Here is a 15,277-nt window from a genome sequence, read left to right as displayed (position 1 = left end):
TTTCCCTCAATCGCATTCGAAATAGCTTTGATGTAGAAGTAGATTATCAAATCAATGAATTATTGTAAATAGATAAATATTTAATCATAACACAAAAATATTTATTTGTCAATATGAATTTCGCAGTCTGAGTTCCTCGTTAATACCATATCTATTTTTAAATACACAGATGGGCTGCAAACTATAGCTCTGGTTCGAAGTTAGTATTTTTTCTGCTTTTGATGAATATGTAATTGCTGGTATAATCTTTAACAAGGTAAATGGCAACGAATTTGAAAAAAGAGGGAGAAGAACGGTAATGAACACGACCATTGAACTGAACGACGTAACCTGGAGACGAGATCAGAAGACCGTTCTTGCAGGGGTGGATTGGACTGTACAGCAAGGAGAGCATTGGGCGGTTCTTGGGCTAAATGGCTCTGGGAAGACGACTATATTGAACATGATTAACGGTTATATCTGGCCGACCAGCGGTACGGTTTCGGTACTCGGGCACCAATTTGGTAGTGTGGATCTAAGAGAATTGCGCAAATCGATAGGCTGGGTTAGCTCCTCATTACAGGAAAGAATCCGGCCGAGTGAGTCTACGCTGGATGTCGTAATTAGTGGTAAGCACGCTTCGATTGGTTTGTATCAGAAGGTGGATGAAGCAGACCGCGAACAAGCCGAGCAATTGATGAAGGATTTTAATTGTATACATCTGCTGGGGCGTTCCTATGAAACCTGTTCGCAGGGAGAGAAACAGAAGCTTTTGATTGCCCGGGCACTCATGGCTGCTCCCAAATTATTGATTCTGGATGAGGCATGCAACGGCCTTGATTTTCTGTCGAGGGAAGCACTTCTATCCAGTATCACGGCGCTGGCATCGAAACCCGATGCACCGACCTTGCTGTTCGTAACACACCATATTGAAGAAATACTGCCGATCTTCTCACATTCCTTGCTCGTCCGCCGCGGGACTGTATTTGGGAAAGGGAGATCAAAGGATATGCTGACTAGCAGCAATTTAACATCGTTCTTCGAGACTCCGGTCGAGGTGAGCTGGCAGAACGAACGGGCCTGGATGTCCATACCAGATATGAAATAACCGCATTTGCGATCGCGATGACTTTCATGGCTGGGAGGATGGATAGTCGTGCTAAATCAATCCATAGCATATCAAAGGCTCTTAAATCAGCAAATCACAGGCATGAAAAGTGAGAATCCGGAGCAAGCAATCAGAGGGCTCGGCGCTGTGCAGGCCCAGGATTATCATCAAGCGGTATGGGGAATCGGGCTTCGTACGCAATCCGCTAAGCTTGGGGATGTGGAGCAGGCCGTGATCGATCGTAAAATCGTGCTGACTTGGCCGATGCGGGGAACGATTTTCTTCGTACCTGCCGAAGATGCCAAGTGGATGCTGAAGCTGACAGAATCGCGTCTTCAAACGAATGACAAGAAGAAGCAGATGGAGTTTGAGCTGGACGAAGATCTTTTCAATCGATGCAGGAGGATAATCGGCGCTGCGCTGCGTGACTGTACACCCGTATCTCGTCCCAGATTGATGGAACTCCTGGAGGAGGCGGGGATCAGCACCAAGCATGGCCGTGGTTATTATATTTTGGGGTATTTAGGACGGACAGGCATGATTTGCTTTGGACCGCATGAAGGCAAACAGCAGACCTTTGTGCTCCTCGATGAGTGGGTCCCGAATTCAAAAGAGCTTACAATCGAAGAATCGCTGGCGGAGATTGCCCGTCGTTACTTTAAAGGTCACGGACCTGCGACGATTCAAGATTTTGCTTGGTGGACGGGATTAAAGGTGACAGATGTTAAACGCGGCTTTGAGGCTGTTAAATCGGATTTTCGTTCCGATCTCGTTAATGGTACGGAATATTGGAGTTCTGTTTCTGTATCGTCTGCGCCCGGTGAATCGGGTTCGGCTGTTCTGCTTCCGGGTTTTGACGAATATTACTTGGGTTACAAAGATCGCAGCGCAATCATACAGGCAGAGCATGATGCTCAAATCGCCCCCTATCGCAACGGAATTTATCAACCTATCATGGTCGCAGATGGAGAAGTGGTCGGTGTCTGGAAACGGGAAATCAAACGCGGTGGTCTTGAAATTACGTTAAATCCTTTTTCACCGATGAACGATTGGAAAGAGAGATTTATGGTTGCTGCTAGGCAGTACAGTGATTTTCTGGGGATGCCTTTAGAACGAATAAATTAGGATTTTAAGGAGGAGATGGGATATGGAGTCGATCATGAAGCTGGAATCATTGATATCCGAAATGACGGAGATTGTAAATGCAACAGACGAGGTAGAGTTCAATCTGAAGCTCGCGCCTAATAAGTGGTCAAAGAAGGAAATTCTCGGACATCTGTGTGATTCAGCTTTGAATAACCATGCTCGGTTTGTAAAAATTATAATTTCGAGTTATCCCATTGCCATTCAAGGCTATACTCAGGACGACTGGGTACGAGTGAATGATTACCAGAATCAATATGAAAAATCTGACGTTTTATCCTTGTGGCAGAATATAAACCGAGCGATTCTGCGTGTTTTGCGAAAAGCTGAGACCTCAGATTTTCAAAAGAAATGCGTCCTTCCCGATCAAAAGGAAGTTACGCTGGAGTGGTTGTTAAACGATTATGTGGCTCATCTGATTCATCATTTGGAACAAATCGAGGCATAATCTGAATAACCTTACTCTATGCAACATCAGCCATGTAGTCCAGATATACTAACTCAAAAAGCTGCCACCCTCTGTTGATCAGGGAGGGGCAGCTTTTTCATTGATATAAATCTCATTTAAAAGACGATTTAAAGTCACGTCCTTAAGTCTTCTGGGATGATATGATGTGAAAAATGGCTGTAAAGGAGAATCAACTTATGACGATGAAGATCGGTATGATCGGTTTGGATACATCTCATGTCTCCATTTTTGCAAAAATGCTGCATGACAATACCCATCCCTATCACGTTCCTGGGGGACGGGTGACCGCTGCATTTTCTGGGGGATCACCGGACTTTGAGCTTAGTAGTGGCCGGGTTGAGGGATATACGAAGGAACTCGCTGAATGGGGAACTGCCATATTAGAGACGCCGGAAGAGGTTGCAAAGCAGGTCGATGCTGTGATGCTGGAAGCCGTCGATGGAAGGTCTCATCTGTCCTTGTTCCGCGCAATTGCTCCCTATTGTAAGCTTGTATTTATTGATAAGCCGTTTGCGGTAACGAGCAGGGATGCAAGGGAGATTGTCAAGCTGGCTGAGCAGTACCAGGTTACCGTAATGAGCAGCTCATCTCTTCGGTATGCACAAGGGCTTCAGGATGAGTTGGCAAGCGGCGGAGAGGAAGAGATCATTGGCGTAGATTGTGCGGGGCCGCTTCCTTTACAACCCACACAGCCGGGGTTTTTCTGGTATGGTATTCATACGGCAGAGATGCTCTACCGCGTGCTTGGACCAGGTTGTGTAAGCGTACATGTCGCCGCTACGGAGAAGCATGAGGTATTGACAGCGGTGTGGAATGATGGGAGAATTGGGACGATTCGGGGGAATCGCTCAGGCAACGAGCGCTTCGGGGTGACGATTCATCGCAAGGAATCCAGTCGGTTCGTGGACATTATGGAGCATCCCAAACCCTATTACGCCAGTTTGCTGGATCAGATCATGCGAATGTTCACGTCAGGTGTATCAGACGTTCCTTTAGAAGAAACGCTGGAGCTTATTCGTTTCCTGGAAGCCGCGAATGTCTCCAGAGAAACTGGAGAAACGCTGAGACTAAATGAGATCAAGTAAATGGTAATAAAAGTAACAGGAGAGCTTATGAAATCACGTGCTGCAATTTTTGCCTTAATCCTTCTCATAGGGTATTCCTTGCTGCTAGGTTACTGGATGCTCTGGGGATTTGGGAGAACAACTCAGCCGGATTATAGTTATAATCTGGTTCCATTCATAACGATCACAAGCTACTTTCCCATTCGCACTATGAGTTCATGGATCAATATTGTAGGCAATATTGCAGTTTTTATGCCATTTGGAATGCTGCTCCCGATTGCATTTCGAATTCGTTATCTAAAGTCGCTGGGTTTCTTCTTAGCTGGGTTATGCTTGCTCGAAGCGACACAGTTATTATCGCGGCGGGGCAGTCTGGATGTAGATGATATAATCTTGAACTCGGTCGGCTTTACGTTAGGCTATGGGTTGCTTTGCTTCATTAAGAAATGGAAGAGCACTTGGACTTATTGATTCACTGTAAATTTGCAGTAATAACTTCAGCAGGTTGGCTTACTACAATGTAGAGAAGTCATCCTGTTTTTATATTTGTAACAAAAATCATTGAGGGGGATGGTGCGTCGTTTACTCCAGCTTAGCAGGCGAGTGGGGAAATGTGGAAAATGCGTTGTGTGATCAGGAAGCGAAGTAGCCAGATGGTGGATTTTCGATGAAAGGAATGATCATACTCCCGATGAACAATAAAATGATGGGCATGATGTTTATCTGCATTGCAGCTTTTTTGTACGGTATTCGTTATCTAACAGCCGCTATTATAGGAATATACAATCCAAGGTCGTTTGAGGATCTGTTATCCGAGTGGGGGAGGGGGCCCTGGATATTCAGTATCATCAGCCTCATTCTCGGTATTTTATGCTTCATCATACCCCTCATTCGTAAGTGGCATCAAAATGATCTAAATAAGATCAAGAAGAACTGGCAGGAATTTGACGCGTCGGATAACAAATGAAGAGTGCGACCCAACATTTTGGCACGTCGCGTGTTTATTAAGTAAGGGGGAATATGATGAATGAAAACGAAGCGGCCGGCTTTTGGATCAGGCTTGGTGCTAATCTTCTGGATGGAATAATCGTGGGGTTACCTCTTTCGTTCATAGCAGGAATTCTTACGGGAGATTATGAAAATGAGCCTATTAATAATACGGTTTTTGCTCTGTATTCGCTTCTGGTGCCTGTATACTGGAATGGTTATACCATCGGTAAGCGCATATGCGGTATTCGAATCCAAAAATTTGATTTTCTCGAGCCGCCGGGCATTGGGACGATGCTGCTCCGCAACCTCGTTGCAGCTATCGTCTATGCGTTAACGTTAGGAATCGGTATCATAGTGAGTGCCTTTATGGTTGCTCTGCGTGAGGATAAACGTTCTTTACATGATTTTATCGCAGGTACAGAAGTTGTGCATGATTAGCTAATGGAGGAGTACATGAGTAGATGCGTATAGGTTCCGGAAGCAAAAGGTTGATGATTGTAATGATCGTAATGATGATATTGAATTCTGGCTGCTATGGCCACAGATCAGGCGAATCGGATTACGCTGGAAGTGTGACGGAAGAAGTACGAGAAGCTCAGAAGATAGACTATGTTCAAGTCCCGTATACGCAGCTTCTGTACACCAAAACATCCCCGGAATTCACCTGGGAATCCCGTTCGAACGAGCGACTGGATCCAGACATTGAACAGCTATATGATGACAGTGTAAATATGGCGCCCGGCGGTTGGGTACTTAAGGAAACTGGTCAGGAAATTTATATATTGGTTAGCGGTGGGCAGCTTCCGTCTGCCCAAGGTTTTCGGATTGCGTCCGTGAAGATGGCTAGAGAGCAGACCGGGAATGAGAAGGATCAACTATATATCACTTTGGCTTCACAAGAGGATGATGGGACGGAGGGTTACTCTGGCCAGGCAAGTGTCACATCGCTGGTCACTATACCTAAATCAGGATTACCTGACGGAGCTGTCATTCATGGGGTATCCATGACGGGAGTTGATTAGATATCGGGTATGAGGTTAAGGGAATCATCTTTGATATGGATAACACGCTGCTGCAGTCCAGGATTGACTTTGGCGCTATGAAGAGGGATATCTACTCCTATCTGTGCAGTTATAGAATACTGCCAGAGGGTATGTCCATGGACGATCACACCACTTCTACCATCATTGCAGAGGCAATGAAGACAGGCTTGTTAACAGATGAATTGAGTTTGAAAATGTGGGATGTTGCCAAGAAACATGAGGTGCAGGGGATGATCGGTGCCAAACTGGAGCCAGGGGCTTTGGAGCTCATCCAGCAATTGCATGGGCAGCTGCATCTGGCCTTAGTGACCAATAATGCCGAGGAAGCAGCGTTGACTGCTTTGGAAGAGAACCGGATTGCACATTATTTTGATCTCATTATTGGCAGGGAAGCCATGGGTTTCTTAAAGCCGGCACCAGATGGTTACTTGGAGGTGTTGAAGAATTTTCAAGCTATATCACCACAAGAATGGCTGTCTGTCGGAGATGCCTGGGTTGACGGTAAGGCCTCCCAAGACGCGGGAATTCCCTTTATCGCTTACCGGGGTGACATCACCAGAATGAACAGCATGGGTGTATTTCCATTAGCGGAGATTCAGGATTTACATGGAGTTCTTAATTATCTTCAGTCGCGAATTTCGAATTAATCGGGTGCTTGGAATATAAAGTGATGAAGAAGACAGGAACGATCAATGTTCGTATTTGTTCTGCGGATATATGAAGCGTCCCTCTCAGGGATTATCTCTAACAGTTAAACGCACAGGAGCCACCAACCACTGCTAACGTGGATTGGTGGCTCTTTTTCATGAGATGACGTTTGAAGCTCTTACTTCACACAGGGAGGCCCTCCCTCATAGGCCTGTTGGCAATAAGTTAGAAACGGTCCATATTATAATAAGTACTTGCTTGCTTCGGAAACAGAGCTTGGAGGATGGTGCGAGCCTCGTCTGTCAGCGGGGCGGAAAAATCGCCGTCTTGCTGCCTATTGCCGTTTTGTTCATCTATGACTCTACTGTGCTCAAGGGAAACGATCTGATCGAAGCCTTGCAGCAAAGAGCCGACGAATAAGGTTTGGCTTAATGTAATGTCGATATAGTGTTGCCCCTGCTGTCCTATGTTCGTAATCTCAAGCTCACCGTTTGCGTATTGAAGATAAGCGTGTTGTCCGGCACAAGACAGATGAATGTTAAGGCTGTGCCTGCTGTTATAGCTATTATTCAATCTGCGTTGCAAAATTTCCCGTATTTTCACGAGTAGCGGTACGAAACGCAGCACCTTCCACATGGCATCTTGGTTTAGCGTATAGCTGCCCCCGGCTGCCAGAATAATATCGGCTAAGGCATGGTCATCTGGCAAGTAAGCAGCCAAGTGTTCCAATCCATGGCGTGTTTTCACTAGCGCTTGCAAAAGTGGAAGCACCGCCCCTTCATGTCCGGGTAAGTAGCAGAGCTCATCGATGTGGTAAGATTGCTCATTGTTCGCGGGGGAGATCAGTCCATAAGCAACCACGTTGCCGTCATGGAGGACTAGCAGTTTTTCAGCGTCTTTCCAACGAGGCCAGTGAATTCGGTCTGTCCAAGAGCTGCCCGATCTCTTAGCTGTAAACGTACGATTAACATTAAACTGCTCGTAAATATTTGCTAGATCAGCGTGATAATGATCTTCATATGGGATAATTGTATATTGCAGCTGGAGGTCAGATGTCTGGGTTGCTGAATGCTTTATTTTCTCCTGTGCAGCAGCCAATTGAGCAGTAGTTAATTCATATAAAGGCTGTGGGACGACATTCCATCCGAACTTTTCGTAAAATGGTGTTATAACCGCATACAGCAGCGACAGATCATACTGCTCATCTACCATCCACGAGGAAGCCTTCTTTAATATCTCCTGACAGTGGCCTTGTCCGCGATAGGCCTCATCTGTAGCAACGCTTCCTATCCCGCCAATTTTTATTAGTGCATTCTCTAATCTGCAGTAGACAGGGAACACCTGAATCGTTGAAGTCACGGCGTCTTCTTGCTTTGCTATCCAAGTTGTGGAGGTGTCATACGCCGAGTCATTGGACAACCTGTCCATAAAAAACGATTTGCCGACAGGAAAGGCTCTGTCCAGTATTCTCATCACCTGGTCAAATTCTTGGTCATTATGTATACTTCGAACTTCAAATGGCTGAGTTTTCATGTAAACTTCCTCCTGCCTCGTGGGATCAATGTGAATTGACAGTACAAGGAACATCCTTCATAATACGAATATAGCATGAATTGGAGCGCTCCCACAACAACAATAGGTGATATAAGATGAAGCATACTTTGGAAACGATAGCCCGACTTGCAGGCGTTTCGCGCGGCACTGTATCGCGTGTAGTGAATGATATGCCGGGTGTAAAGCCGCATGTACGGCAAAAGGTTCAAGATATCATTGAACAAACAGGTTATGTTCCCCACCCTCAGGCACGGAGCTTGGCAGGTGGAACGACAGGCAATATCGGTGTGGCTGCGTTCAGTGACAATCCGGATTATTTAACGCACCATATTTTCTATGAAGTGCTGCAAGCTATTCAGGCAGATTCAGCGGCTAATGATTACGATCTGCTTCTGTTTTCCAATCGCAGCTCTGCTGATCAGCAATATTGGAAGCGGATCGGCACAAGACGCAAAGTGGATGGCCTTGTTATTATGGGGGAGCATATTCGCGAAGAGCATCTGCTATTTTACAGGCAGCTAGAGATTCCTTTTGTGCTCATTGGCAAACGCGATTTTCAGAAGCTGCCGATTGCCTGCGTAACTTCCGATTACCACAGCGGTGCCTACATGGCGACCAAGCATTTGATTGAGCAGGGCAGACGCCGCATCGTCTACATTCACGGACTTCAAAATATGCATCATGAGAATGCCAGATTTTCTGGCTATAGCGAAGGTCTGGAGGAAGCAGGTATTGATGTACATCCAGAGCTGGTTCTCGCCGGCAATGCCAGTCGTGAAGATGCTGGCGTGGAGCTGCGAAGATTGATCCAGGAAGGTCATTCGTTTGATGCAGTGTTCGCGGCTAATGATCTGATGGCTTTTGGCGCGCTGGAGGTTTTATCGCAGCTAAAGATCGATGTTCCGCAGGAGGTTGCGGTCGTTGGTTATGACGATGTCCAGGCAGCGGCTTATTATTCACCTCCTTTGACTACGGTCAGACAGGATAAGCGGCGGCTGGGCGAGGAAGCCATGCGTATGCTGCTTGATATGTTAAAGGGAAGAATGGCTGTGGATGAAGCGAGGACTGTTGTTATTGAAAGTGATTTGATTGTACGAGACAGCGGCTAGTGCCGTGAGTGTGTTTAGCTAGGCACTGACATTAGACGCTGCGGCAGGCTTTTGCGCAGCGTCTGAAACAAAATGCGAATTCATGAATGGGGCAGCAACTTGGGACAGTGTGAGGCAGACAATCAAAGTATCAATCGATTCACTGCCTTCACCGCACCATGGCTTTATTTTTGTGTTAATTTGGGAGCGCTCCATAAATCGGAGAGGTGAATATGAATTGACAAATAAACAGCGTATGGAAGAGAAGATTTATGACGTAGCGGTGCTTGGCGGGGGACCGGCAGGCATTGCTGCGGCACTCAGCAGTGCCCGAAGCGGGGCACGAACGATCCTGGTGGAACGTTACGGATTTCTTGGCGGTATGTCCACGGCGGCTATGGTGTATCCCTGGATGACATTCCATTCCGCTGTTGGCGAGCATGTCATAAAAGGCATCGCGCAGGAAATTGTCGATCGGCTGATGGCGTTTGGCGCGTCGCCTGGCCATTTGAGGGATACGATCGGTTTTACGCATACGCTTACGCCATACCACCCAGAGGTCTATAAGGTGCTTGCCTTCGAAATGCTGGAGGAAGCCGGTGTTGAACTGCTGTTGCACACGTCAATTATTGATGTTCAAACGGATCAATCGGGCGAGCAAATTGATTGCGTGCAAGTCTATAACAAAAGCGGCATCTCCTACTTACAGGCTAGAGCTTATGTGGATGCCACGGGTGATGGAGACATCGCTTATATGGCAGGCGCACCTTGGGAGCAAGGAAATGACGCTCATAACGTGCAGCCGATGACGATGAAATTCCGCATGAAAGGCGTCGATTTACAAAAGGTTAAGCAATATATGCAGGAGAATCCGTCGCAATTTTATCATAAATCTTTGATTGCTGAGCTGGATCATTTGCCGCTTACCGGTGTAATGGGTTTTTACGATAAATGGAATGCGGCGGAGCTGCCGATTCAGCGCGAAGGCGTGTTGTTTTTCAGTGGGCCACATGAAGATGAGGTGCTTATCAATGTATCACGCGTTTCCGGACTAGACCCAACCCATATTGAAGATTTGACGAAGGCGGAAATTGAAGGACGCAAGCAGGTGCTGCAGCTTGAAAGCTTCTTCCAACAGCATATTCCAGGTTTTGAAAAAGCGGTTGTCACTGCTGTCGGATCGCAAATCGGCGTCAGGGAGACGAGACGAATCATAGGTCATTATGTGTTAAATGGACTTGATGTCCTGGATGCCCGCCGGTTTGAAGATGTCATTGCGCGCAGCGGTTACCCGATTGATATTCATAATCCGGAAGGAAAAGGTGTGACTGCGAACTTTATACGCGAAGGCGGCGCCTATGATATTCCTTACCGCAGCATTGTACCGCTTAAGATAAGTAACTTGCTGCTGGCAGGCAGATGCATATCAACCACTCATGAAGCCCAGGCAACTACAAGACTGACTCCAAGCTGTATGGCGATTGGGCAAGCTGCCGGAATTGCAGCGGCGCTGACTGTAAAACACCACTGCAACGCAATGGATGTGCCTGTAACAGAATTGCAGGAGCGGTTAATTGAAGGCAATGCCGTTCTTTACTGATTGCGAGGGGGAATCTTCAATGGAGTTAAAGGGACATGAGCGCTCGCATCCTGTTCTAGAATTTGCTTACGCGGAGTGGAACCGACTGCAGCAGCTCGCCGCAAGCCAACATATAAATTCAGATTGCAAGCCGGTTTGGCTGGGGACATGGGAACAGCTGCAAAATGTTGATGCAACGCTTCTTGAGCGGATGAGAAATAAGCATGCCTCGATTTACAGCGATTCATTCTTTATAACAGAGTCCGACAATCATATTGTTATCGCAGGAAAAGGCCGGCGGGCAGTTCTGTTTGGAGTATATCAGTATGCGCAGGAAGTATGGGGAATGCATGCCGTGTATCCGCAGTTGGATGAAGCATCCTGCGAATTTTCAATTCAGGACTCAGACAAACTTTCTCCATTCAGACCAGGAGAAATACGCTATTACAGTCCCCGTATGGAAAGGCGCGGCTTCGTCTTTGAGACGATCCACGATGTTCCTTATTTGACTGCAATGCTTCACTGGTTTGGACCAAATAAAATAAATGAGGTTTTCTTCACCTTCTCGTTATGGGACAAAGTTAAAGAAGAACTTGCCCCCGAAATAATAAAAAGAGGGATTGACGTTACGCTTGGCGGGCACAGCATGAAGTTTATTCAAGGCCTTTATTCTTCCGATGTTTCGATGAACCAGCAAGAAAAGGTTACGGCAGATCATCCTTATACAGCCAAGGAGCAATTTGATTTTGAACAGCTGGACTGGCAGCAGCCTATGTTTGAACAGATTGCACATTATTGTCGCTCCGTTCCGGGACTAACGAGGTTATCGCTTTGGCCTGAAGATGTTGCAGCGGGCAATACCTCTGAGTTCTTGCAGCAATATATTGCTTTTACGGAACGCTTGCAGACTTATTTGTTTCATGGAGGTATATCAGTCGAGGTTGAGCATATTGCTTATAACGCTGGACTCGCTTGGAGCATGCTCGAATTGGAGGGTGAAAGCTCGCAGCATATTGATACCTTGTTTGCATATTGGGGAAGAGATTACCGTTACAGCTATGAAAAAAGTGATCATGAGACGGATCATAGAGCCGAGCGCGCATTGTGTCAATGGAGCGAACAGACCACTAAACACGGCCGCAAGCTGACCGTATTTGAATACTATAGCGATCATTTTATGCTGACGAATTTATTCTCTGTATTGACAAAGCGCATCACAGAAGATATCGCTTTTTATGAAGGGCTTGGACTGCATGGTATGCTGAATCTGGTCGTGCCTTATCGGGGCGATGAGGACTACCCGTGGAAATGGGCAGGCGGGCTCAATAGCTATATATTCGCCAGAGCCATGTGGTCTAATCATATTGAGCCTATAATGGAAGAGTATTATTTGTATTATCCGCAGCATGAGCGGAAGGCGGTAAAAGAAATCATCGACCTGCTTGAACATAAGCTGTCTGAAGTAACATCCTGGAATGTGCCTCTATTTCCCGCGCGCGCAGTAGATCCCGGTAAGGTGGACCATGCAGCACTGTACAATCAAGAAATTGCTGCCATGCTGGATGACATTGCCGAGCAAGTAGGGCAGGCCATTCTGCACTCCTCTCTGGAAGAGCATCATCGGATAATCAAACTGGCGACATACGCTAGTGGTTATGCGAAGCGATTGTCCGAGCAGTGGCTATCGGTAGCTAAATAAAATACGCTTACCATTTCTGATCCGACTTATGTATAATTATGGAACGTGACCCAATAATATTGATGGCCCAGCCTTGGACTCCAGTTCTAAGGCTGGGTTTTATACATGATGGGCGACGAAGGAGGCATGGTTACTCTGAAGAAAAAAGCGTATATTACGGACCTTGACGGAACACTCCTGCGACCAGATCAGACACTTTCAGTCTTTTCTACGAATGTCATTTCGGACGCGCTGGAACAGGACGTGATTGTCACGTTTGCAACGGCCCGCGGTTTTATCAGTGCTCATAGCGTGGTCTCGGGCATACCGTGGAAATACCCCGTCATTCTATATAATGGTGCCTTGATATATGACGTGCTGAATCATACCGTTATTGATGGGTATTGGCTGGAACGCGATATTTCGAATGAGATTATTGACATTGGAAGAAAGCATGGGATTACTCCCTTTTATTTTTCCTTAGATGTGGATCATCAGGAGCGTGTTCTGCATGAGACACTGCGCAGAGAGGGAGAAATGTCCTTCTATCATAGTCGTTCCAGCGACCCGAGATTTCTGGAAGTAAAAGACCTGAATTGTCCACCGGATTACCGGACGTTAACCCTTACATACATCGGACTGTTTGAGGAATTGGAGCCGATCCGCCTTGAGGTCACGGAACGGTTCGGCGATGTAGTCCACGCGCATATTATGCCGGATTATTATATCCCCAATCATTATTTTCTGGAATTCAGCCATGCCAAAGGGAACAAAAGAGAGGGACTCCGCTTGTGGGCCTCCCATATTGGTGTGGATTTGGAACATACCGTAGTGTTTGGCGATCATATCAATGATGTGGGGCTGTTCGAAGCTGGAGGTACACGAATTGCGGTGCGAAACGCGCATGAGAGTATACGGAAGCTGGCTGACCATATTATCGACTCGAATGAGCTTGACGGTGTGGCCCAATATATCCAGCAGCAGATGGATCTGCCGAAAGAGAGTACGATCGCGAATCTTCACAGACTGTGAAGGATATTCCGCCGGGGATATAGAATTTACATATAGTTTGGTGTGTAATGAGTCCACGCGATCAAGATACCAAAATGTTTTCTTATATTGGAAAGGATAGGTGCATCTTATGAATTTCAGCGAATATCACTATGAACGACCCGATGTAAAAGAGTTTGAACAAAAATTTAAAGAGCAGCTTGAAGTCTTTACCTCAGCCAGCACGTATGAGGAGCAGGACCAGGCCATGACCCGCATTAACAAACTACGCAGTGAGATGGATACACTCAGTCAACTGGTGTACATTCGTCACTCGGTTGATACGAATGATGAGTTCTATAAGGGGGAACAGGACTTTTTTGATGAGAATGGACCCATCATTCAGGAATATATCACGGACTATTACCGTGCTCTCGTAGATTCCAAATTTAGAGATCAGCTGGAGGCCAAATGGGGGCGGCAGCTGTTTCAGTTAGCTGAGCTTTCACTCAAAACCTTCAGCCCTGAGATTATTGAGGATTTGCAGCAGGAGAATAAGCTGACGACGGAATATTCCAAGCTGATTGCATCTGCCAAAATTCTATTTGAAGGTGAAGAACGCACCCTGCCGCAATTGGCTCCATTCCAGCAATCGACGGACCGTGATATGCGTAAACGCGCGACGGAGGCATCCAGCGGCTTCATGGCTGAGAACGAGGCAAACTTCGACAGAATTTATGACGATCTGGTAAAAGTGAGAACCAAGATGGCCAAGAAGCTCGGCTTTAACAATTATGTAGAGATGGGTTATGCTCGTATGGCCCGTACGGATTACAACGCGGAGATGGTGGCTAATTTCCGCAACCAGGTATTAGAGCATATTGTGCCAGTTGCTACCAAGCTGAGAGAACGTCAACAGAAGCGTATTGATGTGGATCAGCTGCTGTATTACGACGAGAACTTTGCATTTAAAACGGGGAATGCTACACCTAAGGGTGACCCGGATTGGATCGTGAACAACGGTGCAGCCATGTATGAAGAATTGTCTCCAGAAACACATGAGTTCTTTACCTTCATGCAGGAGAATGGCCTGATGGATCTGGTTGCCAAAAAAGGCAAGCAGGGCGGCGGCTATTGTACTTATATTAGTGAGTATGGCGCTCCCTTTATCTTCTCCAATTTTAACGGTACATCGGGTGATATCGATGTGCTCACTCACGAAGCGGGCCATGCGTTCCAAGTATATGAGAGCAGAAGCTTCGAGGTACCGGAGTACGCATTTCCAACATATGAGGCATGCGAAATTCATTCCATGAGTATGGAATTTTTCACTTGGCCGTGGATGGATCGCTTCTTCGAAGATGAGGCGGATAAATACCGTTTCGAACATCTTGCAAGCTCGCTTATCTTCATTCCTTACGGAGTAACAGTTGATGAATTCCAGCATTTTGTGTATGAGAATCCGGATGCAACACCTGTGGAACGGAAACAGGCTTGGCGTGAGCTTGAGCGGAAATATCTGCCGCACCGGAATTACGATGACAACACGTACCTGGAGCATGGCGGATTCTGGCATAAACAAGGTCATATCTTTAGTTCGCCTTTCTATTATATCGATTACACATTGGCACAAATTTGTGCATTCCAGTTCTGGAAGAAGATGCACGAAGACCGCACGACTGCATGGAATGACTATTTGCATCTATGCCGTCAAGGCGGAAGCAAGTCCTTTACCGAATTAGTGAAGGTAGCTGGCTTGTTGTCCCCTTTTGAGGATGGTTGCGTAACTTCCGTCATTGGCAGCATTGAAGCATGGCTGGATAGCGTGAACGATGCAGCTTTATAAAATTTAAATAAGCAGCGATGAGACATGCAGGAGAACACAAATGAGTCCTTAACTCAGGTGTTTTCCTGCATGTTTTACAAATGAGAGATACCATTTGA

General features: G+C 46.5%; 15 protein-coding genes. 14 read left to right on the top strand and 1 reads right to left on the bottom strand.

The window, feature by feature from the left end; genetic code table 11:
* Positions 1-298: 298 nt before the first annotated feature.
* The 9 genes from ABEQ74_RS05775 to ABEQ74_RS05735 all read left to right on the top strand — a co-directional run bounded on the left by ABEQ74_RS05775 (position 299) and on the right by ABEQ74_RS05735 (position 6,443).
* Positions 299-1,087 (top strand): ABC transporter ATP-binding protein, encoded by a 789-nt coding sequence (locus tag ABEQ74_RS05775; protein WP_430120322.1) that lies wholly within the window; start codon positions 299-301, stop codon positions 1,085-1,087.
* A 48-nt stretch (positions 1,088-1,135) separates the two neighbouring features.
* On the top strand, positions 1,136-2,212 hold the full coding sequence (locus tag ABEQ74_RS05770) for a winged helix DNA-binding domain-containing protein (protein ID WP_430120320.1): 1,077 nt from the start codon (positions 1,136-1,138) through the stop codon (positions 2,210-2,212).
* A gap of 22 nt (positions 2,213-2,234) precedes the next feature.
* Positions 2,235-2,678, top strand: coding sequence for a DinB family protein (locus tag ABEQ74_RS05765; RefSeq protein ID WP_430120318.1), 444 nt, complete (start codon positions 2,235-2,237; stop codon positions 2,676-2,678).
* A 197-nt stretch (positions 2,679-2,875) separates the two neighbouring features.
* The gene (locus tag ABEQ74_RS05760) at positions 2,876-3,784 is read left to right on the top strand and encodes a Gfo/Idh/MocA family protein (protein WP_430120316.1); all 909 of its coding nucleotides are present in this window, start codon (positions 2,876-2,878) and stop codon (positions 3,782-3,784) included.
* A gap of 27 nt (positions 3,785-3,811) precedes the next feature.
* Entirely contained in the window at positions 3,812-4,234 is a 423-nt protein-coding gene (locus tag ABEQ74_RS05755; RefSeq protein ID WP_430120314.1) for a VanZ family protein, read from the top strand.
* 196 nt (positions 4,235-4,430) lie between these two features.
* Positions 4,431-4,730: a hypothetical protein gene (locus tag ABEQ74_RS05750; protein ID WP_430120312.1), complete on the top strand. Its 300-nt coding sequence runs from the start codon at positions 4,431-4,433 to the stop codon at positions 4,728-4,730.
* 56 nt (positions 4,731-4,786) lie between these two features.
* Positions 4,787-5,191, top strand: a complete 405-nt coding sequence (locus ABEQ74_RS05745) for an RDD family protein (protein ID WP_430120310.1) — start codon at positions 4,787-4,789, stop codon at positions 5,189-5,191.
* Between the two features lie 23 nt (positions 5,192-5,214).
* Positions 5,215-5,775 carry a hypothetical protein gene (locus ABEQ74_RS05740; RefSeq protein WP_430120308.1) on the top strand — a complete coding sequence of 187 codons (561 nt, stop codon included), beginning with the start codon at positions 5,215-5,217 and terminating at the stop codon, positions 5,773-5,775.
* Between the two features lie 2 nt (positions 5,776-5,777).
* Positions 5,778-6,443, top strand: coding sequence for an HAD family hydrolase (locus tag ABEQ74_RS05735; RefSeq protein WP_430120941.1), 666 nt, complete (start codon positions 5,778-5,780; stop codon positions 6,441-6,443).
* A gap of 226 nt (positions 6,444-6,669) precedes the next feature.
* Here the strand turns inward: ABEQ74_RS05735 and ABEQ74_RS05730 are convergent, their stop codons facing one another.
* Complete coding sequence (locus tag ABEQ74_RS05730; RefSeq protein ID WP_430120306.1) at positions 6,670-7,977, bottom strand: GNAT family N-acetyltransferase; 1,308 nt, start codon at positions 7,975-7,977, stop codon at positions 6,670-6,672.
* Positions 7,978-8,093: 116 nt separating this feature from the next.
* Here ABEQ74_RS05730 and ABEQ74_RS05725 point away from each other — a divergent pair, with 116 nt between their 5' ends.
* From ABEQ74_RS05725 to ABEQ74_RS05705, 5 genes are all read left to right on the top strand, one after another.
* Complete coding sequence (locus ABEQ74_RS05725) at positions 8,094-9,107, top strand: LacI family DNA-binding transcriptional regulator (RefSeq protein WP_430120304.1); 1,014 nt, start codon at positions 8,094-8,096, stop codon at positions 9,105-9,107.
* Positions 9,108-9,342: 235 nt separating this feature from the next.
* Positions 9,343-10,686: an FAD-dependent oxidoreductase gene (locus ABEQ74_RS05720; RefSeq protein WP_430120939.1), complete on the top strand. Its 1,344-nt coding sequence runs from the start codon at positions 9,343-9,345 to the stop codon at positions 10,684-10,686.
* 19 nt (positions 10,687-10,705) lie between these two features.
* Complete coding sequence (locus ABEQ74_RS05715) at positions 10,706-12,364, top strand: hypothetical protein (RefSeq protein ID WP_430120302.1); 1,659 nt, start codon at positions 10,706-10,708, stop codon at positions 12,362-12,364.
* A gap of 135 nt (positions 12,365-12,499) precedes the next feature.
* Complete coding sequence (locus tag ABEQ74_RS05710) at positions 12,500-13,375, top strand: HAD-IIB family hydrolase (protein ID WP_430120937.1); 876 nt, start codon at positions 12,500-12,502, stop codon at positions 13,373-13,375.
* Positions 13,376-13,484: 109 nt separating this feature from the next.
* The gene (locus ABEQ74_RS05705) at positions 13,485-15,179 is read left to right on the top strand and encodes a M3 family oligoendopeptidase (protein ID WP_430120300.1); all 1,695 of its coding nucleotides are present in this window, start codon (positions 13,485-13,487) and stop codon (positions 15,177-15,179) included.
* Positions 15,180-15,277: the final 98 nt, after the last annotated feature.

Source organism: Paenibacillus solani (assembly GCF_050475945.1).
GTDB classification, from domain to species: Bacteria; Bacillota; Bacilli; order Paenibacillales; family Paenibacillaceae; genus Paenibacillus_AQ; species Paenibacillus_AQ solani_A.
Note: the sequence above shows the minus strand (reverse complement) of the source record. Positions and strands in the feature narration are given on the sequence as shown.